Raw genomic sequence first — 22,670 nt, forward strand, 5'->3', positions numbered from 1 at the left:
TCTGCCGTACTGATTAATAGTAGTGCAGGATGATTAGGCTCAAGCCAATAAAATGTTTATTTAATTTCTTACTCTGCCTGACCATAAATAGTAGCCGTAAATGAACGAATTGCCTTTAGGCCTACGGATTTGTAGACTGACACAGATTGATTGGGAGGAATACTTGGAGAAAAACATTATTTTTTATTTGGTTACCTAAAATCCTAATGCAATAAAGAGCAATAAATCAGCGTTTGAAACACGCCTTTTTGACAGGTTTTTCCATTGGTTCTCTATAGATTATTCTACGATCTTTTTGGCTTAAAGATAAATTTAATATCGATTAAGATTATTAATTTAGCCATAGATACTACTGGTTCATTTTTTTGTTGCTGATTTATTAATTATGCTGCTTTTATAAACAAACTAATTGACCGAGATCTTCCAAAGAATTCGAATATTACTGACTTACCGAAGATGGGATATCCCTTATCTGGCCTATGAATTTTGAGAATACAGGTAATATTTTTTGCTATTTTATATCCAGTTTTGGACATAACTAATAATCAATTCTCTATCTGATTATTTCGTGCAAACTCAAGTCGTTTACCTGCATGAATCAGAAAATTGATCCACTGTTGAGCACCATTAGATAGATATTTTTGTCGATGGTGGCAGAGGCTTATCGAGCGGAAAAAACGGGTTTCTGTTTTGATTACTGAGAAATGGTCGTGAAAAAAAGGATTTTGGATGATAAGCCGGGAAGCGTAGGTGATTCCCAAATTTTGTTGAACAGAAAATAAAATTGAATCGAAAGTATCCAAAGATAAAATGACCTTCGGCTGCGATAACAATGGTGCCAGATGATTTTCAAAATAACTGCGGCTACCCGAACCTTGCTCACGCAATATCCATGACTGCTGACTCAATACTGAGAACGGGACTGATTTTTCGGATGCGAGAGGGTGATCTTTGGTTGCGATAACGACCATTTCATCTGTTAACCATGGGGTAGACAAGATATCTTTATTATTGATATTTCCCTCAAGAATAGCCAAATCTACTTCAAATTTGAGTAACTTACTCAGAATATCGTTAGTGTTTTCAATAGCTATTTTAGGCAACCAGTTATAGCTATTTCTAAACTCACCTAAAAGTGCAGGCAAAATATAGCTGCCAATGGTTTTACTACAACCCAAAAATAAATTGTGAACGCTGGCGCTGTCGGAAAATAATGTATTGATGTCTTTCATTCTTGAAAGCAGCTCATCAGCCACTGAGATTAATTTTTCCCCCTCCGGATTAATAAATATACGAGCGTGGTGACGATCGAATAGGGTTTGGCCCAGACGTTTTTCTAACTCAGCCAAGGTTTGAGAGACAGCTCCTTTCGTCATAAACAATTGGGAGGCTGCGACCGTTAAATTGCCGCTTTGCGCTACCGCTAGGAAAACTTTCAATTGCTTCAACGTGATATCCATTTGTTTATTTCTTCTAAACGCTAAGTCAATAAAAAAAGGATATCCTAAACAAAGGTGAGTATCTATATTTGCCCTATTCATTTACGTAGATTATGGTTTTGGCGGTAACATGTTAGAAATTATACATAGGAAAATCAGATGATTACCGACGCCTATCGCCGGTCTGGCACTGGGTATTTCAAGTATAGGTTGGTGCCTGGAAAATGCATTACCCTTAAACGGTTTAGGTCAAAATATCGGGGCGATAATCGCATCGGTGCTGCTACTTGCCGTAGCCAGTAAATTTATTTTTCACTTCAGAGTTTTATTATCAGATTTAAAACATCCTGTGGTGGGTAGCGTGGTTCCTACCTTTACCATGGGGTGTATGGTGGTTTCCAAAGCCTTGGGCAATTTGAGTATGTTGGCGGGTGAGATCTTGTGGTCACTGGCGGTAGTAGTGCACCTGATTTTTCTTGCGGTATTTATTTATCATCGGATCCAAGAAATAGAAATGCATCATATGGTGCCGAGTTGGTTTGTTCCGCCCGTTGGGATTATTGTGGCTGACGTTGCGGTGCCTAATCAGGCCTTTATGGGTGTTGCGTATTTATTGTTAGTCATCGGTATGTTGAGTTACGCATGTATGCTGCCGCTGATGATCTATCGTTTTATGTTCTGCCGCGAAGTTCCGGATGCAGCGAAGCCAACCATTGCGATTATGGCTGCTCCTGCGAGCCTTAGTTTGGCAGGTTATTTAACCGTAGTGCCAAATCCTTCTTTACTGGTATGTGCATTACTGTTCGGTATTGCGATATTAATGACTTGCGTAATTTACATGTCATTCTTCCGTTTACTAAAATTGCCGTTTAGCCCGGGTTATGCTGCGTTTACCTTCCCAATGGCAATTGGTGCGACAGCGTTATATAAATTAGCGGATTTGGTGAGCAAGTATGAATTAGTACAAGATTACAGCTACCAACTTTATTATCTGGCTACCTTTGAGGCTGTCGTCGCTACCCTGATTATTACGTATGTCGCCATACGCTACATGTTTAACTACAGCGTATTTAATTGGAACTTACGTTTTATCGGTGAATAAAGTCAATCTGGATATTAATGAGCCCGTAATCTGGACTGTCCAACTTTTTATAGGGTCAGTCCAGATTACGGGCTTTAGAGGCTTTCTATTATCTTGCCATGCGGTGAGAAGTTACTCGATATTCTGAATCTGCTCGCGCATTTGCTCTATAAGTACTTTCAGTTCAATTGCTGAATTGGTGACTTCCGCATTAATAGATTTTGACGCTAGCGTGTTCGATTCACGGTTGAATTCTTGCATCATAAAATCAAGACGGCGACCAACGGCCTCTTTCTTCTTTAGAATATTATGCGTTTCTTTCACGTGAGCTTCCAGGCGATCCAGCTCTTCAGCGACATCGACACGCTGCGCCATCAGCACCAACTCTTGCTCCAGACGGGTGTTTTCCAGTTGAACCTGTGCTTCTTCCAATTTGCTTAGCAGACGCTCACGCTGCCACTGCAAGATGTTTGGCATATGAGCTCGGACTTTAACCACTTCCGCGCTTACGCCATCCAGGCGCTGCTCAATCATGGCTTTCAGCGCTGCACCTTCAGATTCGCGGGCAACAATAAAGTCATCGAGAGCAATATCCAGCGCTTGCAACAGTTCGGTGCTAATAGCATCCAAATCCTGTTCTTCAGCAGACATCACTCCCGGCCAGCGCAGCACATCCAGCGGATTGACTTCGCCTTCGTCGCTTTGCATTTTGACCCAGTTCGCCGCTTCAACCAGTTGTTTAGCCAGTTTTTCGTTCAGGATCAGTGAGCTTTGTGCTGTAGGATCCATCTCGAAGCGCAGATGGCATTCAATTTTGCCTCGAGTCAGACGGGAGCGAATACGCTCGCGAATGACCGGTTCCAGACTGCGGAACTGTTCTGGCAGGCGAATGTAGGTTTCTAGATAACGTTGGTTAACGGAACGCAGCTCCCAGGCTGCGCTGCCCCATTCACCCTTAATATCACGCCGGGCGTAGGCGGTCATGCTGCGGATCATCGTTGCGTACCCGTTTCAAAGAAAAGATGCAGGGATTATAGCCTCGCAGCCTCAGGCAGGATAGGCATTACATCACTAAGGCCGTATAATGCGCGACCAATATCGATTTAACGCCGGAGAATTCCCATGCGCCCAGCAGGCCGAGCACTAGAACAAGTACGTCCATTAACCCTGACCCGTAATTACACGAAACACGCTGAAGGTTCCGTGTTGGTTGAGTTTGGCGATACCAAAGTATTGTGCACCGCGACCGTTGAAGAAGGCGTACCGCGTTTTCTTAAAGGGCAGGGACAAGGGTGGATCACCGCTGAATACGGTATGTTGCCGCGTGCAACGCATAGCCGTAACCCGCGCGAAGCCGCTAAAGGCAAGCAGGGTGGCCGTACATTGGAAATCCAGCGTCTGATCGCCCGCTCACTGCGTGCGGCGGTAGATCTGAAAAAACTGGGTGAATTCACCATCACTTTAGACTGCGACGTGATTCAGGCTGACGGTGGCACTCGTACTGCGTCTATCTCCGGTGCCTGTGTGGCACTGGCTGATGCGCTTAATGCATTGGTTGCCAAAGGTAAACTGAAAGCTAACCCGATGAAAGGGCTGGTCGCCGCTGTCTCTGTCGGTATCGTAAAAGGTGAGGCCCTGTGCGATTTGGAATATGTGGAAGATTCTGCAGCAGAAACCGATATGAACGTGGTGATGATGGAAGATGGTCGAATGATTGAGGTGCAAGGCACCGCAGAAGGCGAACCGTTCAGCCATGAAGAGTTGCTGGCGTTGCTGGCTTTGGCGCGGGGAGGAATAGAAACCATCTTCCAGGCGCAGAAAGCGGCGTTGGAACAATAATTTTTATAAAGGCGACCTGATAGTCGCCTTTTTTATACCCGGTTGCCTGAGAGCATTTTATCGAGGATAGATGCGGTAACTGACCACAGCAGTCACTAATCTGGAAAGGAGATACACCAATGAAAGCCTATCAGCGCGATTTTATTGAGTTTGCGCTTAACAAACAGGTTTTGAAGTTCGGCGAGTTTACCCTGAAGTCAGGGCGGATCAGTCCTTACTTCTTTAATGCAGGACTGTTTAACACCGGGCTGGATCTGGCGTTATTGGGGCGTTTTTATGCGGCAGCCCTGATGGATTGTGGCGTAGAGTTTGATCTGCTGTTTGGCCCTGCGTACAAGGGGATTCCTATTGCTACCACAACGGCGGTAGCATTGGCAGAACACCATCAGCGCGATGTTCCTTACTGCTTTAATCGTAAGGAAGCGAAAGATCACGGTGAAGGTGGCAGCCTGGTGGGAAGCCCGTTACAAGGGCGTGTGATGCTGGTTGATGATGTGATTACCGCGGGTACCGCTATTCGTGAGTCCATGGAGATTATCGGCGCGCAGGGCGCTTCTCTGGCGGGCGTGATGATTTCGTTAGACCGTCAGGAACGTGGCCGCGGTGAAATTTCAGCTATTCAGGAAGTGGAACGGGATTATCACTGCAAAGTCATTTCTATCGTGACTTTGAATGATTTGATTACCTATCTGGAAGAAAAACCGGAAATGGCCGATCATCTGGCCGCGGTTCGTGTTTATCGCGAGAATTACGGCGTTTAAGCCATTTTGCTGAAAACAAAGTGCAAAGACGAAAGGGCCAATTGGCCCTTTTTACTTTTTGCGGTGACTGACTATTGGCCGTCACCTATTGTAATTGCGCCATCACTAGCGGCCAGCGGGCATCGAACTCTTGCGTTGGCAAATAGCGGAATTCGGAGCGAACAAAGCGAGACAGCATCCCTTCACAAAAAGCCAGCAATTGCGTCGCCAGCAGGGTTTCATCATGTGCAAAGCCCTGACCTTCCCGTAGCTTTCTTTCTCGTAATACCTGACGTAGCTGAGCTTCAATACGTTCAAATAGCTGATTAATCCGGCCCTGTAAACGATCCTGCTCAAACATCAAAGCATGTCCGGTCATAATTCGGGTTAGCCCTGGATTGCGTTCGGCAAACCCAAGAACCAGCAATAGAATAAGCCTGAGACGATTAAAAGTTTCTTTTTCGTCTTGCAGAATTAAATTAATGCGGGACATAAGACTATCTTCAATAAACTCGATCAGGCTATCGAACATCTTGGTTTTGCTGGGGAAATGCCGATATAGCGCAGCCTCAGAAACACCAACGTTGGCGGCAAGCTTCGCGGTGGTGATCCGCTGGCTGCCATCGCTGGATTCCAGCATTTGCGCCAAAGCTTGCAATATTTCCTCGCGCCGATTCCTTTTCGTATTTTCTTTCTCTGCCATGTCCGATTAGACCCTTGCTAAAAATGACTTAATTAACAAAAACCTGAACACCGGCCGCGCTGGATACAATGCCCAGGCGGCTTATGTGATAGCTTTTTTACGGTATCGAGGTTTAGGGTAGGTTATTGGCGTCCAGAATGACCAAAACCACCGGTGCCGCGTTCGCTGAGGTCAAAATCTTCGACCAGATTGAACTCGGCTTGTACTACAGGCACAAACACCATCTGGGCAATACGTTCGCCCGGTTCGATAGTGAAAGACTGCTGGCCACGGTTCCACACGGAAACCATCAGTTGCCCCTGATAATCGGAGTCGATCAAGCCGACCAGATTACCTAACACCACGCCGTGCTTATGGCCTAAACCTGAGCGCGGCAGAATTACCGCCGCCAGACCAGTATCGCCAATGTGGATAGCCAGACCGGTTGGCAGCAGAGTCGTTTGCCCCGGAGCCAGGTCTACTGCGCTATCCAGGCAGGCACGTAGATCCAAGCCAGCTGAGCCAGGTGTGGCGTAGGTCGGCAATGGAAATTCGGTGCCAATACGTGGATTCAGAATTTTAACGTCGATTTTTTTCATCATAACGGCTGACAATCTCGTCTATTAAACGCTGACCAAGCAGGGATTTATCGCTGTGGGGCAAGCGTTTCTCTCCGTTCGGCCAAAAAAGGTGCAATGCATTGGTATCACTATTAAAACCATGCTCTGCGAGCGAAACATCATTGGCGCAAATCAGGTCCAGATTCTTCCGCACCAGTTTTTGTCGCGCATATTCTTCCACATTCTGGGTTTCGGCAGCAAACCCGACGACAAATGGACGTTTTTTCGTCATTGCGGCGACGCCAGCAACAATATCTGGATTCTTCACCATTTTCAGCGTGATTTCATCACCCTGTTTTTTTATTTTTTCATCAGCAACCTGTTCCGCCCGGTAATCCGCTACGGCCGCACAGGAAATAAAAATATTCTGATGAGGGGCGGCTTGCTGAACGGCGCTTTGCATTTCAAGAGCGCTAATCACATCAATGCGCGTGACTCCGGCAGGCGTTGGCAGATTGACCGGCCCAGCGACTAAAGTGACGTGAGCGCCGCGCTGCGCTGCCGCCTGAGCGATGGCGAACCCCATTTTCCCTGAACTGTGGTTACTGATAAAACGTACCGGATCCAGCGCTTCACGAGTAGGACCGGCGGTCACCATGACATGAAGATGTTGCAGATCTTGTTTTACAGAAAAATGATTTTCCGCCAATGCCACGATTTCCAATGGGTCAAGCATGCGGCCAGGGCCGATATCGCCACAGGCCTGACTACCGCTGTCCGGTCCCCAAAGCAAAACGCCACGGCTTCCCAGCGTTTGCAGGTTGGCCTGTGTAGCGCTCGCGCGGTACATCTGCTGATTCATTGCGGGAACGGCGGCAACTGGGGCTGCGGTTGCCAGACAAAGCGTTGTCAGCAGGTCGTTGGCCATGCCTGCAGCCACTCTAGCCAGTAAATCGGCGGTGGCCGGAGCGATGATGACCAGATCGGCCCATTTCCCCAGCTCGATATGGCCCATAGCGGCTTCTGCGGCAGGATCGAGCAAATCATCAGAGACGGGATATCCCGAAACGGCCTGCAAGGTTAGCGGAGTGATAAAGGCTTTGGCAGCCGTTGTCATCACTACCCGCACGTCTGCGCCTTTATCGCGTAAGCGGCGTACTAGCTCGGGACATTTGTAGGCGGCTATGCCACCACTGATACCGAGCACAATATGTTTGCCGGAAAGTCCCGTCATCATGATTGTCCGAATGAAAGCCGAAAGAGGCGATATTTTAGCATAACCCATCGGCAGTTTTGCTATAGGGGGCAACGTAGGTTAGCGATCAATCTGAAATTTGCGTGGCGTCACGCAGGATTTATTGATGCTTGTCGTGAGGATAATCCGGCCATGGCATGATACTCCGGCATTGAGAATAGGGGAGTTCTAGGATGGAACTATGGCTGAAAGGGGATGGACCCAGAGAAAAATTACTGAAGTATGGCGCTGAGGCGTTAAGTGATGCTGAATTGCTGGCCATATTTTTACGAACGGGCATTCCGGGTCTGCATGTGATGGCGATGGCGGAGCACCTAATTGCCGAATTTGGCTCTCTATATCGTTTGATGTCGGCGGATTATCCGACGCTTTGTGCACAAAAAGGCATGGGAAAATCTAAATATAGTCAGATTCATGCCATTTCCGAATTGGCCACCAGATGTTTTTCTGACCATATGACTAAAGAGAATGCGATGTTAAATCCGCGAATGACGCAAAAATACCTGCAAAATTTGCTGTCAGAACGTGAGCGGGAAATATTTTTAGTGATGTTTTTGGATAACCAGCATCGTGTTATTCGCCATGAGGAGATGTTTACTGGTACCATCACCAGCGTAGAGGTCCATCCACGGGAAATTGTGCGTGAAGCGCTAAAGGTTAATGCTGTTGCGTTGATTCTGGCGCATAATCACCCGTCGGGGAAGGCTGAACCGAGCCAAGCCGACCGTTTAATCACTGCGCAGGTGGTAAAAGCCTGCTCATTATTAGATATTAGGGTGCTCGACCATTTAGTGGTTGGCCGTGGCGAATGTGTCTCTTTTGCTGAACGAGGCTGGATTTAGAGATATTTTCTCGATCCTTTCGGGATCTTTAGCTGTTCGGGACTTGAGCACTTACGCTTCAGAGCGTATACTACGCCACCTTTGAGAATCTTGGGTTTGGCGTGAAGAGCCTATCTCAGCAGGTTTATACCTGGTGACAGGGGTTTCTGACCTGATGACATTGAGTCTTCTCAGTGAATTTGCTGAGATGGGCTCTAAAGCCTGACGAGGCGGCCATACCCTATACGAAGCTCGAGCTGATTTGATTTTTGGAGAATAGACATGTCCCGAGTCTGCCAAGTTACTGGCAAGCGCCCGGTGAGCGGTAACAACCGTTCCCACGCAATGAACGCGACCAAACGCCGTTTTCTGCCGAACCTGCACTCTCACCGTTTTTGGGTTGAGGGCGAGAAGCGCTTTGTAACTCTGCGTGTATCTGCTAAAGGTATGCGTGTTATTGATAAGAAGGGTATCGAAACGGTCTTGGCCGAACTTCGTGCCCGCGGTGAGAAGTATTAAGGAACTGAATCATGGCTAAAGGTGTTCGCGAGAAGATCAAGCTGGTTTCTTCTGCTGGTACTGGTCACTTCTATACCACCACGAAGAACAAGCGTACTAAGCCGGAAAAATTGGAACTGAAGAAATTCGATCCAGTTGTCCGTCAACACGTGATCTACAAAGAAGCTAAAATTAAATAATTTTAGTGGATTAATAAAAAACCCGGCTTCGGCCGGGTTTTTTGTTATATAAAGGTCGGTAAACACGTTGAATCGGAGGTTAAATGCCTGAATTACCAGAAGTTGAAACCAGTCGACGTGGGATTGAACCCTACCTGGTCGGCCACAGCATTCAATATGCCATCGTCAGAAATTCCCGTCTGCGCTGGCCGGTTTCAGATGAAATACTGGCTCTGAGCGATCAACCGGTACTGAGTGTGCAACGCCGTGCCAAATATCTGTTACTGGAATTGCCAAAAGGCTGGATTATCATTCATTTGGGTATGTCAGGCAGTTTGCGGATTTTGCCGGAGGAAACCGAGGCAGAAAAACATGACCATGTGGATTTGGTGATCAGTAACGGCAAAATATTACGCTATACCGACCCGCGCCGCTTTGGTGCATGGCTATGGGCTTCGGATTTGGCAACCAGCAACGTGCTGGCTCATCTCGGCCCTGAGCCGTTAAGCGATGAATTTAGCGCTTCCTACCTGTTTAACCTGTCTCGCAATAAGCGAACCTTGGTTAAACAGTGGATTATGGATAATAAAGTTGTGGTGGGTGTGGGGAATATCTATGCCAGTGAATCGCTGTTCGTCGCCGGTATTGCTCCCGATCGCCCAGCGGGTTCGCTAACTGAAGCAGAAGTCGGATTATTAGTTGCAACTATCAAAATGGTATTGCTGCGCGCTATCGAGCAGGGCGGCACAACGCTACGTGATTTTTTGCAGTCGGATGGCAAACCGGGGTACTTTGCGCAGGAATTACAGGTTTATGGTCGAGCCGGTGAGCCGTGCAGGCGCTGTGGTCATCTGATTGAAAGTGCGAAACATGGGCAGCGCAGCACGTTTTTCTGCCGTCACTGCCAGCATTAAATCAGAGGTAAACTCAGAGTTTATCCAGTAAAGCCTTGGTAATTGGCGCGGGAAGGAATGGTGTGATATCGCCGCCGTGACGCGCCACTTCTTTTACTAACGAAGAGGAAATGAATGACCATTTCTCTGATGGCAGTAAAAATACGCTTTCCAGCGTAGGCATCAAATGACGATTCATATTCGCTAACTGCCATTCATATTCGAAATCCGATACCGAGCGCAAACCCCGAACCAGAATATTCGCTTTATGCTGCTGGGCGAAGGTTGCCATCAATTCGCTAAAACCGATCACTTCCACGTTGGTCAAATGCGCTGTCACTTCGCTGGCTAATGCAACGCGCTCATCCAGTGTGAACATCGGTTTTTTATGTGAACTATCGGCAATGGCCAAAATGACATGGCCAAACATGGAAGACGCACGAGTGACTAAATCCAGATGACCGTTGGTCATAGGATCAAAGGTGCCCGGATAAATGGCTCTGGTGATCATGGCGTCTCGCTTTTGCGTTATTTTTGGTTGAGTGCCCACAGGGCGGCGTATTTATTGAAAGTATATTGCGCATTAACTACGGCCAGCAATAACCCTTGTTTACCATCCAAAAATCCGGCGCGGAACAGCCAGGTCTTGCAAAAAGCGCCGAGAGTATGGCTAAGAATAGAGAAATAACTACAGCTTTTACCTTGTTGGTGGCGTTGTGTAGCCCAAGCCTCGGCGTAGCTGAGTTGTTTACGCTGAAAAGCAAAAAAATCACGACAGGTTAAGTGCAGTAAATCCCCTTTCAGCGGAATAACTTTCGCATTTCCGGCATCAACAGATTCATGCACCAGGTTATCGTTATATTGATATCGATGATGAGCATACAGACGCGTCACCCGATCCGGATACCAGCCGCTATGGCGCATAAAACGCCCCAAAAACAGATTTCTGCGGCCGCAGCTATACACGGCATCATCATCCGGAGACGCTAATACCACGTCGATAGAGGCTTTTAATTCAGGTGTGACGCGCTCATCGGCATCGATCATCAAAATGTAGTCACCGGTAGCGTATTGCTGCGCTCGCTGCCGCTGTTTGCCAAAACCTTGCCACTGAACGTTACTGTATACCTGCGCGCCGTATTGACGAGCTAAATCCAAAGTGTCGTCTTCACTGCCAGAATCTAAAACGACAACCTCATCAGCCCAGGAAATGGAGTCCAGGCATTCTGGGAGCAGATCCGCTTCATTCTTGGTGATCATCACCACAGACAGACGTTTTTTGGCGCTCATTAGTGGCTCCGCGGCGGCAAATAAGGTTCCAACAGATGCAATAATCGCTGCAATGCCCCTTGGTTCTCATGCAGAACCTCAACCGCATGGCGGCCATAGTAGAGGCGGCAATCTTCGTCGGTGAGCAGTACGCTAATTTCCTTCACCAGCGAGGCTGCATCGGTGACGGTGATGAGCCCTTCGGCCTGCTCAAGCTTGGCACAGATATCTTTGAAATTGAAAGTATGTGGCCCCATCATCACTGGAATCGCGTGGGCAGCGGCTTCGAGTGGGTTGTGCCCACCGCGTTCTATCAGGCTACCGCCGACAAATGCCATATCGGCAATTCCATATAAAAGCATAAGTTCACCCATGGTATCGCCGATCACCACCTGAGTGCTGCTGGATGGCACTTCGCCACCGCTGCGTAAGGTGTAGCTGAATCCGGCCTTTTGGGTCAGTTCAATCGCTTTCGGGAAACGTTCTGGATGACGTGGCACCAGAATCAATAATAGGGTTGGATACTGTAATAACAATTGACGATGAGCTTCCAGCAAAATGGCTTCTTCGCCGTCGTGGGTGCTGGTTGCAATCCACACAGGGCGATGGGCAGCCCACTGGCGGCGTAGGGTTATTGCTCGTGCGGCCAGTTCTGGTGTGACCGAAATATCAAACTTAAGGCTGCCAGTAATGGTCAACTGAGATCGTTTCAGACCCAATTCGATAAAACGCTCACCATCTTCCTGATTCTGCGCGGCAATCAGCGTGATACGTCGCAATATATTGCGAATAAAACCGCCAATCTTTTTGTAACCTGCGGCTGAACGTGCAGAAAGTCGCGCATTGGCGATAACTAATGGAATTTTACGGTGGTGCAGCGCATTAATCAGGTTTGGCCATAGCTCGGTTTCCATGATGATAACCAGCTTAGGATTAACCTGATCGAGAAAACGATTTACGGAACCGGGAAGATCATAAGGGAGATAAACGTGATGAACGTCTTTGCCAAAGGCAGATTGCACTCGCTCAGAACCGGTTGGCGTCATGGTCGTTACCGTAATCGGCAATGAGGGATAGCGGTGGCGTAAAGCTCTAACCAACGGAATAGCCGCGAGAGTTTCACCGACAGAAACGGAATGCAGCATAATGCCGCCAGAGACCACTTTACCGGCACAGAAACCATAACGTTCTCCCCAGCGCTTACGGTAAGCAGGGGCTTTACGGCTACGTAGCAACAATCGCAGCCAAATCAAAGGTTGGATTAGGTAGAGGAGTACCTGATATAAACGCAGCAACATTCTATCAAATTCATTTATATGAGTTATTCAGAATAATACCATAACTGCTGAAGAAAGGCTCTCTTCCGGTTATGTAATGTCCAATGGTGGCTAGCGCCGATCTATTTTACCCGCTCATATATTAATCAGTATAAAAACCGAACCCGTTCCCTGGTTTGAACGGGTATTTTTATCTTATCGAGAATAAGACTGATTACAGTAAAAAGGCGAAAAACAGCATATAAGAGTGAGAAGTTTATTGGTGATTATTTTTTATCTATTAACCTGAAAATATCCGTATTACAGAGAGATAAAATATCTGAGTGCTTCATGACATTGCTTAACCCATTGGTCGTTATGAAGATGATCGCCTTTATTAGAGATTTCCTTTAATTACTTTCGTTAATCGCCGGAATATCGCTGCGGATAAATGACTTATTCTTACTTAAATATCATTTTCTCATGCATGTAATAGTTAATTATCACGGTAAAAACTAACAGCATATTATTAATGTTTTCCGCAGCGAAGCGAGCGGCAAAATATTCGTCTGATAAAGGGTAATCAGTGAGAGTTAAGAGAAAACTGCGCAGCGAGAGAGGCTGCGCAGATGAGGGGATTCGGTCACTTAGACGATGATTTTATCCAATTCTGCCATGATAATTTTGGCTTGAATGGTATCCATGCTTTTCTCTTTAGAGATAACGGATACCTGATTTTCACCATAACCGCCAATTAATCCGGGATCGGTTGGGCCAAACAGCGTGATGTTAGGCCGCGCTAACGCTGCCGTTAGATGACTTAGCCCGGTATCAACGGAAACCACAGCTTTGGCACCGGCTAATACCTCGGCAACTTGCTGTAAACTCAGTTTTGGCAGCACTTCCACGTGAGGGAAATTATCGGCCAGACGCACTGCGCGTTGATATTCATGCTCTGCGCCCCACGGCAGTTTAATTTTCAGCCCAGTAGGTTGAACCAACTGAATTAACTGACGCCAATGGCTTTCCGGCCAGTGCTTACTGTCACGGGTCGTCGCATGTAGGAAAACCAGATATTGCCCAGCGTCTGGCGGTAACTGGCTGAGGAAACGCTGAGCGATAGCGTAATCACCGACGGTTTCCGGCTTGGTATAACCCAGACTTTTAGCAAAGAGCTGGCGAGTACGCTCAACGGCATGTAGCTGCTTGTCTATTTCATGACGGCAGTTATAAAACCAACTGGCGAAGGGTTCCCGGGCGCTTTTGCAATCTGGGCCGTGTCGGGTGCCCTTGGCAATGCGGGTGATGAGCGCCGCGCTTTTTATCAGGCCCTGAGCATCGATCACCAAATCATAGCTGCGCTCTTGCACGATTCGTTTGAAGTCACAGCGTTCTTGCCGTGTATCACTACCAAACCAGTTTTTGCGCCAGCGGCGAATGGCCACCGGAATCACTTTATCCACCGCCGGATGCCAACTGGGAATCTGAGTAAACCCTTCTTCTACCACCCAATCGAAACGGATTCCGGGAATGGCGCTCATTGCATCGGTCAGAGCGGGTAACGTATGCAAAACGTCACCCATCGATGAGGTTTTAATGATCAATACGTGCATCAGTGCGCCTCATTTACCGTTGAAGACTGTGTTGCCAACTGCAGCTGTAGTGCGGCCAAAACCTGCTCTGGCTGAATGTCGATCAGGCTTTGGTGGTAGCCTTGATCGGCATCTCCTTTGCGCACTTTGTGGTAGCCGGTAATCAAACGAATAACCGTCGCTTTATCTGAAAGTGGCGGTGTGAAGGCTGGGCTGCTTGGGCCATATAAGGCCACCAAAGGTTTGTTCAACGCGGCGGCAACGTGCATCAGGCCGGAATCGTTGCTCACCACGGCGCTACAGGCGGCAATCAGTATTACCGCTTGATCCAGCGTCGTTTGCCCAGCCAGATTCAGGCAGAAATCGCGACTTTCTGCCTGAAGTGCCTGACGAATATCTTCTCCCGCTTTATGGTCTTTTTCAGAACCAAACAGGGTGATTTGATAACCGTCATCAATGAGTTTTTGTGCCAAAGTGGCGTAATGGTAGTGCGGCCAACGTTTGGCTGGGCCAAATTCGGCACCGGGACAAAAACCGATGATTGGCCGATTATCGCTGAGATTAAAAGCGGCGGTGGTTTCCGCAATTTCTTCATCCTGCACCTGTAACTGTGGCCAGAGAATGGGCTGCGGCAGATCGGCTTCGGAAGTAATTCGCGACTTATCGTAAGCCAGCGCAACATAACGCTGAACCATCAGCGGGAAAGCCTGTTTATCCAGAATGCGCATATCGTTGAGCAGGAAATAACGCATTTCACCGCGCCAGCCTGTACGCTGACGAATACCGGAAAAGTAGGGTATTAACGCAGATTTGAACGAATTGGGTAAGACATAGGCGCGATCATAGGCTTCCTCGCGCAAAGCGATACCCAAACGGCGACGGCCTTCCAGATTAAATACCCCGTGACCGAGCGGCATTGGGATAGCGCGGCGCACCTCTGGCATTCTGGCCAGAAGTGGACGGCACCACGCGGGTGCCATCACATCAATCTCTGCTGCCGGATATTCGGCCTTCAGGGTGCGGTACAAACTTTGCGACATCATCATATCGCCAACCCAAGAAGGGCCGATGACCAGTATTCTCATACCGTTATCAATTCCTTGCAGCGAATGACTTAAATAGGGCGATTTAACCAGCCCAGATACTCTTTTACCCCTTCGGCGACGGTTTTGAACGGTTTGTCATAACCGGCTGCGCGTAGGTTGGTCAGGTCGGCCTGAGTGAATGCCTGATAGCGACCTTTCAGTTTTTCCGGGAATGGAATGTATTCCACTGGCCCGCTCTGATGGTATTCCACCACGGCGTCCGCCACTGCCTGGAAGGATTCGGCACGGCCAGTTCCGCAGTTGAAAATACCGGAAACGCCGTTCTGCCAGAACCACAGATTGACCGCAGCTACGTCACCGACATAGATGAAATCGCGTTTAAAGTTCTCGCTGCCAGCGAACAGTTTAGGTGCTTCACCAGCGTTGATTTGATTGTTCAGGTGGAAAGCAACGCTCGCCATGCTGCCTTTATGGCCTTCGCGCGGTCCGTAGACGTTGAAATAGCGGAAGCCACAAATTTGTGAATCCGCCTGCGGCAGAATTTCACGAACATATTGATCGAACAGGAATTTTGAGTAGCCGTAAACGTTCAGTGGCTGCTCATATTGGCGATCTTCAATGAAATTATCGGTTCGGCCACCGTAAGTTGCAGCTGAAGAGGCATACAGGAATGGAATACCGCGATCCAGACAGAAATGCAGAATGTCTTTGGAGTACTGATAGTTGTTATCCATCATGTACTTGCCATCCCACTCGGTGGTAGAGGAGCAAGCGCCTTCATGGAAGATGGCGTCGATATCGCCCATATCATCACCGGCAACAATGCTAGCGACAAAATCTTCTTTATCCATGTAATCCGCGATGTCCAGATCGACCAGATTGACGAACTTAGTGCCGTCTTTCAGGTTATCTACCACTAGAATATCTTTATATCCTATATCATTCAGTGCCTTAACGATGTTGCTGCCAATAAAACCGGCGCCGCCAGTGACGATAATCATCAGGTTCACCCTTATTAATCTGCTTGGTTGGGCACAATGCCCTACACATTATTTGGTGCCATCATAACATTTCATGCGTAAGCGCACAGCCGGAAGGGGGGTAATCGCCCTTTTTGTATGGGGCTTTAGGATAGTTCCCCGTGATATATGCTGCATTTCTTACATTCTCTAACAAGGTTTCTCGTCAGTAAGCCAGCAACTTAGTAAAATGTGAGGCGAAATTGCCAAATCTGGAGATAACCGAATGCCCGCGTCTTTCTATCAACAACTAGAACAACAACTGGCTACTACCCGTGCTGAAGGTTTGTATAAAGAAGAGCGGATTATCACTTCCGCCCAGCAAGTCGATATCGCTGTAGCTGATGGAAGTCATGTAATCAATTTCTGTGCTAATAACTATCTGGGGCTGGCTAACCATCCGGCGCTGATCGCTGCCGCGAAAAAAGGGATGGACACACACGGTTTTGGTATGGCCTCCGTGCGCTTTATTTGCGGTACGCAGGACAGCCACAAGCAGCTGGAGCAGAAGATCGCCAGCTTCCTGGGGATGGAAGATGCCATTCTCTATTCTTCCTGTTTTGATGCCAACGGCGGGCTGTTTGAAGCGCTGTTGGGGCCGGAAGATGCCATTATTTCCGATGCGTTAAACCATGCGTCAATTATTGACGGCGTGCGTCTGTGTAAAGCCAAGCGTTATCGCTACGCTAACAATGATATGGCTGAGCTGGAAACCCAACTGAAGCAGGCAAAAGCGGACGGCGCTCGTCATATCATGATCGCCACTGATGGCGTGTTTTCTATGGACGGCGTGATTGCTAACCTGAAAGGCGTTTGTGATTTGGCCGATCAATATAAAGCGCTGGTGATGGTTGATGATTCCCACGCAGTAGGCTTTGTTGGTGCCAACGGGCGCGGCACCCATGAATACTGCGAAGTGATGGGTCGTGTTGATATTATCACTGGTACTTTGGGTAAAGCGTTGGGCGGCGCATCCGGCGGCTATACCGCAGGCCGTAAAGAAGTGGTGGAATGGCTGCGCCAGCGTTCACGTCCGTACCTGTTCTCTAACTCATTGGCTCCGGCGATTGTTGCAGCGTCCATTGAAGTCCTTTCTCTGCTGGAACAAGGGGATGCTCTGCGGGAACGCCTGTGGGCTAACGCCCGTCTATTCCGCGAAAAAATGACGGCGGCTGGTTTCACGTTGGCAGGAGCCGACCATGCGATTATTCCGGTAATGCTGGGCGAAGCTAAATTAGCGCAGGAATTTGCTAACGCGTTGCTGAAGGAAGGTATTTACGTTACCGGTTTCTTTTATCCGGTCGTGCCGAAAGGTCGGGCGCGGATTCGCACCCAAATGTCTGCTGAACACACGACTGAGCAGGTTGAACGTACCATCGATGCATTCGTGCGCATTGGTAAACAACTAGGCGTTATTGCATAAGGAATTTCAATGAAAGCACTATCTAAGCTGAAAGCGGAAGAAGGCATTTGGATGACCGATGTGCCTCAGCCTGAATTGGGTCACAATGACATTATGATCAAAATCGCTAAAACGGCGATTTGCGGTACGGATGTGCATATTTATAACTGGGATGAATGGTCACAAAAAACTATCCCGGTTCCTATGGTTGTAGGGCATGAATACGTCGGTAAAATTGTCGCTATCGGTCAGGAAGTTAAAGGTTTTTCCATTGGCGATCGCGTTTCTGGCGAAGGGCATATTACCTGCGGACATTGCCGTAACTGTCGCGGAGGCCGCACTCACCTGTGCCGTAATACCATTGGCGTCGGTGTTAACCGCCCGGGTTCATTCGCTGAATATCTGGTGATTCCTGCCTTCAATGCGTTCAAAATTCCTGACAACATTCCCGATGAGCTGGCCGCCATTTTCGATCCGTTTGGTAACGCGGTTCACACTGCATTGTCCTTCGATCTGGTGGGGGAAGATGTGCTGGTTTCCGGCGCTGGTCCTATTGGCATCATGGCCGCAGCGGTGTGTAAACATGTCGGTGCGCGTAACGTGGTTATTACTGACGTGAATGAATATCGCCTCGATTTGGCGCGCAAAATGGGCGTCACTCGCGCGGTAAACGTTAGTAAAGAAAACCTGAACGACGTGATGACTGATCTGGGTATGACCGAAGGTTTTGATGTGGGTCTGGAAATGTCCGGCGCGCCGCCAGCTTTCCGTACTTTGCTGAATGCGATGAACCACGGCGGCCGCATTGCCATGCTAGGGATACCGCCATCCGATATGTCTATCGACTGGAATCAGGTTATCTTTAAAGGGCTGTTTATTAAAGGTATCTACGGTCGCGAGATGTTCGAAACCTGGTACAAAATGGCTGCATTAATTCAGTCTGGTCTGGATTTAACACCAATCATTACCCACCGTTTCTCTATCGATGAGTTCCAGAAAGGCTTTGACGCTATGCGCTCTGGTCAATCAGGGAAAGTCGTATTGAGCTGGGATTAACGGCTAACTGAGATTCTATCAGGTAGATAAACAATGCCGGGCATGATGACCCGGCATTGTTTTATTTGGTTTTGTTAAACCAGAAATGCCAGCGCTGCTGCACGAAAGTCGCCACTGGGCTTTGTATCAGACTTTCCCCCAGAATTTTAAACATCTCGTCGGCATAGATTTTCTCCGGCGTATGTCCCGCTTTCATTTTGCATTGCTTAATGGCTTTTAACCTGCTGTCTTTAAACGGATCGCGTGGTTTAACCGGCTTGACTGGCGTCAGCGTGCCTGAATTATGCTGCACCGGTTCATTCAGTAACGCACTAGGGCGAACCAATACGATATCTGACGGTAATTCCGGCAGCATCTGCTGCAATACCCGAATGGTAGAGGGATGAGGATGCCCGATGGCAATAGCCGAACCATTTTTACGCGCTAGCTGAATGGCGCGATTGAACTGCTGACGAATAGCCGCATCATTCTGCACATCATCCAGAAAAACTTTGCGTTTTATGACTTTAACGCCAGTGCCTTCCGCTGCCCGGCTGGCCTGAGTATTGCCGATTGTCACGCTATCCAGAAAATACAGCTGATAATGTTCCAGCGCCTGCATGACTTTTTGCATTCCGGACAGGCTGGAAGTCATTGCGCTACCCATATGATTATTCATACCTACGGCGTAAGGAACGTTGTTTACCGCCTGACGAATAATGCGCTGAATTTCTTCGCTGCTCATATTAGGCTGCAAAGTATCCCGTTCTAACGGCTGCTTGCTCAAGGGTGCCATCGGCAGATGGATAAGAACCTCACGCCCTTGGCTGTGGGCTTTGATGGCCATTTCTTTGGCGTGGGGAGCATTAGGCAAGATGGCCACCGAGATCGGTAACGGCATCTGGAGAATTTTGTTTTCGTTCTGCGGGCGATAACCGAAGTCATCGATAACAATAGATAATTTTCCTGCCTGCGCGGAGCAGGCTATCAGCAAAGTGCCGAATACAAACAGTGAGCGAGCTTTAAAATAGCGCAATGCTTTTTCCCTAATTCAATTCCCTATCTTCCTAACCAGGGTTGTGGGTTGACCGCCTGTCCCTGACGACGGATCTCGAAATACAGAGAAGGCTCACCCTGGCCTCCGCTGGTACCGACCAGAGCAATCGGCTGGCCGGCTCTAACCTGAGTCCCAACGCTGACTAACGCGCTTTGGTTATAACCATACAAACTCATATCGCCTTTACCGTGTTCAACGACGACGACGAGACCGTAGCCCTGTAACCAGTCGGCCAGCAGGACGCGGCCATCGGCAATGGCTTTGACTTCGCTGCCTTCTGGCGCGGAAATAACCATACCTTTCCAGCGTAGTTCTCCCTGTAATGCTTCACCAAATCTATGTGTAACATTACCGCGTACTGGCCACAAAGCCTGCCCACTTGGGCGACCTAAACCGCCGGTACGTGCCATCAGAGAGCGCTCACTTTCGCTCGGCTTATAGCTAGAGCCGGTTTTCTTCGCTTGTTGCTCTTTAAGCTTAATCTGCTCTCGAACCCGCGTGGCCTCTTTGGCTTCTCGTTCAGCGCGGGCTTTGGCTTCCCGTTCTGCTTTGGCTATTTGATCGCGCAGACGGGTTTCATTCTGTTTCAGTTCCGCCAGACCCTGCTGGTCTTTTTCCAGCGAGGCTTCCAGAGAAATCAGCGTTTTTTTACGTGCTGAACGAGCCTGTTCCAGCTTCTGTTGCTGAGACTGTTGTTCGTTCAATAGGGATTTCTGCTGTTGCTGTTTTTCTACCAGCGTTTTTTTCTGCGCCGCGAGATCGCTTCGAGTCTGTTTTAACGTATTGATTGATTTGAGACGGGCTTCATTCAGATAGCTGAAATAGGCCAGAATGCGTTCGCTACGCTGACTTTCCTCACCGCTAAGAATGAGTTGCAATCCGCTGTGCTGCCCTTGTTTAAAGGCTGCATCCAACTGTTTAGCTAGAATATTTTGCTGGAGTGACTGCTGACTTTGCAGTTTTTCAATCGAGCCGTTGAGCTTGGCGACGTCTTTACCCAACTCAGTCAAAGTGGCTTGGGTGTCGCGCAGGCTACGGCTGGCTTGGGCAATAGTATTTTCTTGTTGTTTCAGCTGATCGAGCAGTGCGCTGCGTTGCTGTTTTTGTTGCTGAACGCTTTTCTCTTTTTCAGCAATATTTTGCTGAATAGTTTTCAATTGGCTCTTGTTATCGGCCGTTTTTGCAGCAACGGGAGCATCTGCAGCCTGGCTGGATAATGGCAATAGCAAGACGCCAGCGCAAAAAACGCTGGCGTACAGTATGGCTAACGGACGACGCGTAAACCGGGTTGGCAGCAGGCCCACTGGGGATTGGCTGCTGCCGGGGGTTGCGTTTTCAGTCACCATCAAACGTGCAAATAACGCCTTATCCTTCATAAGAAAGGATTATTCCACGATGAACAGCGGCTTACCAGTCATCTCTTGCGGGATTTCCATTTCCATTAGTGACAGCATGGTTGGCGCGATATCAGAAAGCTTACCGCCAGCCACCGCGGCAACCGGTTTATTGCCGACGTAAATCAGCGGAACCGGCAGGCTGGTGTGGGCGGTGTGAGCCTGACCTGTCGCCGGATCGCGCATTTGCTCGGCGTTGCCGTGGTCTGCGGTAATCAGCAACTGACCGTCAGCAGCTTTAACTGCATCAACAACCTGTGCAATACAGCCATCCAGCGTTTCGATCGCTTTTACTGCCGCATCATAATCACCGGTATGACCAACCATATCGCCATTTGGATAGTTACAGATGATGACATCGTATTTACCGCTGCCGATCGCCCCGACCAGTTTTTCGGTCAGCTCGGCAGAACTCATTTCTGGCTGTAGATCATAAGTCGCCACTTTCGGTGAATTCACTAGAATACGGTCTTCACCTTTAAATGGTTCTTCAACGCCGCCGTTGTAGAAGAAGGTGACGTGAGCATATTTCTCAGTTTCAGAAATGCGTAACTGGGTTTTATCGTGCTTCATTAACCATTCGCCAAAGGTATTAACCAGTGATGCTGGTGGATAAGCGCAGGCAGCATTGATATCGGCTGCATACTCGGTCAACATCACGAAATCGCCGAAGTTAACTACTTTATCGCGCTTGAAGCCGTCAAAGTCTGGATTAATAAAGGTGCGAGTGATCTGACGAGCGCGGTCGGCGCGGAAGTTCATAAAGATCAGCGCGTCGCCATCATTCATAGCGGCATCGGGTTCGCCAGCGGCTTGAATCACCGTCGGTTTTACAAATTCGTCGTTTTCGCCGCGGGTATAGGCATCAGCCAAACCCTGCATGGCGTTGGCTGCGGTAAACTCGCCCTTGGCCTGAGTTAGCAGGTCATAAGCCAGTTGGACGCGATCCCAGCGGTTATCGCGATCCATTGCGTAGTAACGACCAATAATGGAGGCGATACGGCCTTTGCCTAATGCAGCAAATTTATCGCTAAACATTTTCAAAGAGGACTCGGCGCTACGCGGCGGCGTATCACGGCCATCGAGGAAGGCGTGCAGGTAGATTTTCTCGGCACCGCGTTGGGCAGCCAGCTCGACCATCGCCAGAATATGCGCTTCGTGGCTGTGAACCCCACCGGCGGATAGCAGGCCCATGATGTGTACCGCTTTGCCAGCTTTTACTGCTTTATCAACGGCGGCGGTCAGCGTCGGGTTAACAAAGAAATCGCCCTCTTTGATCTCTTTATCTAGGCGGGTTAAATCCTGATAAACAATGCGACCCGCGCCCAGATTGACGTGGCCAACTTCAGAGTTACCCATCTGACCGTCTGGCAACCCGACGTCCAGACCGGAAGCAGCAATCAGCGTGTGCGGATTTTGCTGCCACAAGCGGTCCATCACTGGCGTTTTGGCATTCAAAATAGCGTTATCCTGATGGTCTTCACGGTGGCCATAGCCATCCAGAATAGTCAGAACTAATGGTTTTTTATTGCTCGACATTGCTTAACCTCATTTTCTTATAAGTCCAAGTGTTAATAGGCATGGGTTATACGTGGGTCGCTCATGGCTATTGA

General features: G+C 48.6%; 23 protein-coding genes. 9 read left to right on the plus strand and 14 right to left on the minus strand.

Features of this window, described 5'->3' with window-relative positions:
- Window positions 1-545: 545 nt before the first annotated feature.
- Window positions 546-1,460, minus strand: a complete 915-nt coding sequence (locus DBA33_RS13195) for a LysR substrate-binding domain-containing protein (RefSeq protein ID WP_120806611.1) — start codon at window positions 1,458-1,460, stop codon at window positions 546-548.
- A gap of 154 nt (window positions 1,461-1,614) precedes the next feature.
- Between DBA33_RS13195 and DBA33_RS13200 the strand changes: the two genes are divergently transcribed.
- Window positions 1,615-2,541 (plus strand): TDT family transporter, encoded by a 927-nt coding sequence (locus tag DBA33_RS13200; protein ID WP_120806612.1) that lies wholly within the window; start codon window positions 1,615-1,617, stop codon window positions 2,539-2,541.
- 111 nt (window positions 2,542-2,652) lie between these two features.
- Here the strand turns inward: DBA33_RS13200 and DBA33_RS13205 are convergent, their stop codons facing one another.
- Complete coding sequence (locus DBA33_RS13205) at window positions 2,653-3,516, minus strand: YicC/YloC family endoribonuclease (protein ID WP_120806613.1); 864 nt, start codon at window positions 3,514-3,516, stop codon at window positions 2,653-2,655.
- 126 nt (window positions 3,517-3,642) lie between these two features.
- Here DBA33_RS13205 and rph point away from each other — a divergent pair, with 126 nt between their 5' ends.
- Both rph and pyrE read left to right on the plus strand, forming a co-directional pair.
- Window positions 3,643-4,359, plus strand: coding sequence for a ribonuclease PH (gene rph, locus DBA33_RS13210; RefSeq protein WP_049601453.1), 717 nt, complete (start codon window positions 3,643-3,645; stop codon window positions 4,357-4,359).
- A gap of 119 nt (window positions 4,360-4,478) precedes the next feature.
- Window positions 4,479-5,120, plus strand: coding sequence for an orotate phosphoribosyltransferase (gene pyrE, locus DBA33_RS13215; protein ID WP_064514618.1), 642 nt, complete (start codon window positions 4,479-4,481; stop codon window positions 5,118-5,120).
- Between the two features lie 85 nt (window positions 5,121-5,205).
- Here the strand turns inward: pyrE and slmA are convergent, their stop codons facing one another.
- The 3 genes from slmA to coaBC form a co-directional block, all read right to left on the minus strand.
- Entirely contained in the window at window positions 5,206-5,802 is a 597-nt protein-coding gene (slmA, locus tag DBA33_RS13220; protein ID WP_049601457.1) for a nucleoid occlusion factor SlmA, read from the minus strand.
- 122 nt (window positions 5,803-5,924) lie between these two features.
- Complete coding sequence (gene dut / locus DBA33_RS13225; RefSeq protein ID WP_064514616.1) at window positions 5,925-6,383, minus strand: dUTP diphosphatase; 459 nt, start codon at window positions 6,381-6,383, stop codon at window positions 5,925-5,927.
- A complete protein-coding gene (gene coaBC / locus DBA33_RS13230; protein ID WP_064514614.1) occupies window positions 6,361-7,578 on the minus strand; it encodes a bifunctional phosphopantothenoylcysteine decarboxylase/phosphopantothenate--cysteine ligase CoaBC in 1,218 nt (405 codons plus the stop codon). Before coaBC ends, dut begins: the two co-directional genes overlap by 23 nt.
- 191 nt (window positions 7,579-7,769) lie before the next feature.
- Between coaBC and radC the strand changes: the two genes are divergently transcribed.
- From radC to mutM, 4 genes are all read left to right on the plus strand, one after another.
- The gene (gene radC / locus DBA33_RS13235; RefSeq protein WP_064514612.1) at window positions 7,770-8,438 is read left to right on the plus strand and encodes a DNA repair protein RadC; all 669 of its coding nucleotides are present in this window, start codon (window positions 7,770-7,772) and stop codon (window positions 8,436-8,438) included.
- A 261-nt stretch (window positions 8,439-8,699) separates the two neighbouring features.
- Window positions 8,700-8,936, plus strand: a complete 237-nt coding sequence (gene rpmB, locus DBA33_RS13245; protein ID WP_032816691.1) for a 50S ribosomal protein L28 — start codon at window positions 8,700-8,702, stop codon at window positions 8,934-8,936.
- Window positions 8,937-8,947: 11 nt separating this feature from the next.
- Window positions 8,948-9,115 carry a 50S ribosomal protein L33 gene (gene rpmG, locus DBA33_RS13250; RefSeq protein ID WP_004392084.1) on the plus strand — a complete coding sequence of 56 codons (168 nt, stop codon included), beginning with the start codon at window positions 8,948-8,950 and terminating at the stop codon, window positions 9,113-9,115.
- An 83-nt stretch (window positions 9,116-9,198) separates the two neighbouring features.
- Window positions 9,199-10,008 carry a bifunctional DNA-formamidopyrimidine glycosylase/DNA-(apurinic or apyrimidinic site) lyase gene (mutM, locus tag DBA33_RS13255; RefSeq protein ID WP_120806615.1) on the plus strand — a complete coding sequence of 270 codons (810 nt, stop codon included), beginning with the start codon at window positions 9,199-9,201 and terminating at the stop codon, window positions 10,006-10,008.
- A gap of 13 nt (window positions 10,009-10,021) precedes the next feature.
- On the opposite strand, the gene coaD is transcribed toward mutM, so the two are convergent.
- From coaD to rfaD, 6 genes are all read right to left on the minus strand, one after another.
- Window positions 10,022-10,498 carry a pantetheine-phosphate adenylyltransferase gene (coaD, locus tag DBA33_RS13260; protein WP_064514607.1) on the minus strand — a complete coding sequence of 159 codons (477 nt, stop codon included), beginning with the start codon at window positions 10,496-10,498 and terminating at the stop codon, window positions 10,022-10,024.
- A gap of 17 nt (window positions 10,499-10,515) precedes the next feature.
- The gene (locus DBA33_RS13265) at window positions 10,516-11,277 is read right to left on the minus strand and encodes a glycosyltransferase family 2 protein (RefSeq protein WP_120806616.1); all 762 of its coding nucleotides are present in this window, start codon (window positions 11,275-11,277) and stop codon (window positions 10,516-10,518) included.
- The gene (gene waaA, locus DBA33_RS13270) at window positions 11,277-12,554 is read right to left on the minus strand and encodes a lipid IV(A) 3-deoxy-D-manno-octulosonic acid transferase (protein WP_064514602.1); all 1,278 of its coding nucleotides are present in this window, start codon (window positions 12,552-12,554) and stop codon (window positions 11,277-11,279) included. Before waaA ends, DBA33_RS13265 begins: the two co-directional genes overlap by 1 nt.
- Before the next feature lie 605 nt (window positions 12,555-13,159).
- Window positions 13,160-14,125, minus strand: coding sequence for a lipopolysaccharide heptosyltransferase RfaC (gene rfaC / locus DBA33_RS13275; RefSeq protein ID WP_064514600.1), 966 nt, complete (start codon window positions 14,123-14,125; stop codon window positions 13,160-13,162).
- Window positions 14,125-15,189 (minus strand): ADP-heptose--LPS heptosyltransferase RfaF, encoded by a 1,065-nt coding sequence (rfaF, locus tag DBA33_RS13280; protein ID WP_064514598.1) that lies wholly within the window; start codon window positions 15,187-15,189, stop codon window positions 14,125-14,127. The genes rfaC and rfaF overlap by 1 nt, the downstream gene beginning before the upstream one ends.
- Window positions 15,190-15,218: 29 nt before the next feature.
- Window positions 15,219-16,151 carry an ADP-glyceromanno-heptose 6-epimerase gene (gene rfaD / locus DBA33_RS13285; protein ID WP_064514596.1) on the minus strand — a complete coding sequence of 311 codons (933 nt, stop codon included), beginning with the start codon at window positions 16,149-16,151 and terminating at the stop codon, window positions 15,219-15,221.
- 244 nt (window positions 16,152-16,395) lie between these two features.
- On the opposite strand from rfaD, the gene DBA33_RS13290 reads away from it, so the two are divergent.
- Together DBA33_RS13290 and tdh are read left to right on the plus strand one after the other, a co-directional pair.
- The gene (locus DBA33_RS13290; protein WP_120806617.1) at window positions 16,396-17,592 is read left to right on the plus strand and encodes a glycine C-acetyltransferase; all 1,197 of its coding nucleotides are present in this window, start codon (window positions 16,396-16,398) and stop codon (window positions 17,590-17,592) included.
- Between the two features lie 9 nt (window positions 17,593-17,601).
- Complete coding sequence (tdh, locus tag DBA33_RS13295) at window positions 17,602-18,627, plus strand: L-threonine 3-dehydrogenase (protein WP_064514592.1); 1,026 nt, start codon at window positions 17,602-17,604, stop codon at window positions 18,625-18,627.
- Window positions 18,628-18,688: 61 nt separating this feature from the next.
- On the opposite strand, the gene DBA33_RS13300 is transcribed toward tdh, so the two are convergent.
- The 3 genes from DBA33_RS13300 to gpmM are packed head-to-tail and all read right to left on the minus strand — an operon-like array spanning window position 18,689 to window position 22,596.
- Window positions 18,689-19,642, minus strand: a complete 954-nt coding sequence (locus tag DBA33_RS13300) for a divergent polysaccharide deacetylase family protein (RefSeq protein ID WP_120806618.1) — start codon at window positions 19,640-19,642, stop codon at window positions 18,689-18,691.
- Window positions 19,643-19,665: 23 nt separating this feature from the next.
- Window positions 19,666-21,039, minus strand: a complete 1,374-nt coding sequence (gene envC, locus DBA33_RS13305) for a murein hydrolase activator EnvC (RefSeq protein ID WP_120806619.1) — start codon at window positions 21,037-21,039, stop codon at window positions 19,666-19,668.
- A gap of 9 nt (window positions 21,040-21,048) precedes the next feature.
- The gene (gene gpmM / locus DBA33_RS13310) at window positions 21,049-22,596 is read right to left on the minus strand and encodes a 2,3-bisphosphoglycerate-independent phosphoglycerate mutase (protein WP_064514587.1); all 1,548 of its coding nucleotides are present in this window, start codon (window positions 22,594-22,596) and stop codon (window positions 21,049-21,051) included.
- Between the last annotated feature and the right edge of the window lie 74 nt (window positions 22,597-22,670).

The sequence above is a fragment of the Yersinia sp. IP36721 genome (assembly GCF_003634395.1).
GTDB lineage: Bacteria > Pseudomonadota > Gammaproteobacteria > Enterobacterales > Enterobacteriaceae > Yersinia > Yersinia entomophaga.

What these genes read in the sequence shown, in the direction of transcription:
- slmA (WP_049601457.1), bottom strand. Translation starts at nt 5,802, where the DNA reads ATGGCAGAGAAAGAAAATACGAAAAGGAATCGGCGCGAGGAAATATTG.
- DBA33_RS13265 (WP_120806616.1), bottom strand. Translation starts at nt 11,277, where the DNA reads ATGAGCGCCAAAAAACGTCTGTCTGTGGTGATGATCACCAAGAATGAA.
- dut (WP_064514616.1), bottom strand. Translation starts at nt 6,383, where the DNA reads ATGATGAAAAAAATCGACGTTAAAATTCTGAATCCACGTATTGGCACC.
- rpmG (WP_004392084.1), top strand. Translation starts at nt 8,948, where the DNA reads ATGGCTAAAGGTGTTCGCGAGAAGATCAAGCTGGTTTCTTCTGCTGGT.
- tdh (WP_064514592.1), top strand. Translation starts at nt 17,602, where the DNA reads ATGAAAGCACTATCTAAGCTGAAAGCGGAAGAAGGCATTTGGATGACC.
- pyrE (WP_064514618.1), top strand. Translation starts at nt 4,479, where the DNA reads ATGAAAGCCTATCAGCGCGATTTTATTGAGTTTGCGCTTAACAAACAG.
- mutM (WP_120806615.1), top strand. Translation starts at nt 9,199, where the DNA reads ATGCCTGAATTACCAGAAGTTGAAACCAGTCGACGTGGGATTGAACCC.
- waaA (WP_064514602.1), bottom strand. Translation starts at nt 12,554, where the DNA reads ATGTTGCTGCGTTTATATCAGGTACTCCTCTACCTAATCCAACCTTTG.
- rfaC (WP_064514600.1), bottom strand. Translation starts at nt 14,125, where the DNA reads ATGCACGTATTGATCATTAAAACCTCATCGATGGGTGACGTTTTGCAT.
- DBA33_RS13205 (WP_120806613.1), bottom strand. Translation starts at nt 3,516, where the DNA reads ATGATCCGCAGCATGACCGCCTACGCCCGGCGTGATATTAAGGGTGAA.
- envC (WP_120806619.1), bottom strand. Translation starts at nt 21,039, where the DNA reads ATGAAGGATAAGGCGTTATTTGCACGTTTGATGGTGACTGAAAACGCA.
- radC (WP_064514612.1), top strand. Translation starts at nt 7,770, where the DNA reads ATGGAACTATGGCTGAAAGGGGATGGACCCAGAGAAAAATTACTGAAG.
- coaBC (WP_064514614.1), bottom strand. Translation starts at nt 7,578, where the DNA reads ATGATGACGGGACTTTCCGGCAAACATATTGTGCTCGGTATCAGTGGT.
- rpmB (WP_032816691.1), top strand. Translation starts at nt 8,700, where the DNA reads ATGTCCCGAGTCTGCCAAGTTACTGGCAAGCGCCCGGTGAGCGGTAAC.
- rfaF (WP_064514598.1), bottom strand. Translation starts at nt 15,189, where the DNA reads ATGAGAATACTGGTCATCGGCCCTTCTTGGGTTGGCGATATGATGATG.
- rfaD (WP_064514596.1), bottom strand. Translation starts at nt 16,151, where the DNA reads ATGATTATCGTCACTGGCGGCGCCGGTTTTATTGGCAGCAACATCGTT.
- rph (WP_049601453.1), top strand. Translation starts at nt 3,643, where the DNA reads ATGCGCCCAGCAGGCCGAGCACTAGAACAAGTACGTCCATTAACCCTG.
- DBA33_RS13195 (WP_120806611.1), bottom strand. Translation starts at nt 1,460, where the DNA reads ATGGATATCACGTTGAAGCAATTGAAAGTTTTCCTAGCGGTAGCGCAA.
- coaD (WP_064514607.1), bottom strand. Translation starts at nt 10,498, where the DNA reads ATGATCACCAGAGCCATTTATCCGGGCACCTTTGATCCTATGACCAAC.
- gpmM (WP_064514587.1), bottom strand. Translation starts at nt 22,596, where the DNA reads ATGTCGAGCAATAAAAAACCATTAGTTCTGACTATTCTGGATGGCTAT.
- DBA33_RS13290 (WP_120806617.1), top strand. Translation starts at nt 16,396, where the DNA reads ATGCCCGCGTCTTTCTATCAACAACTAGAACAACAACTGGCTACTACC.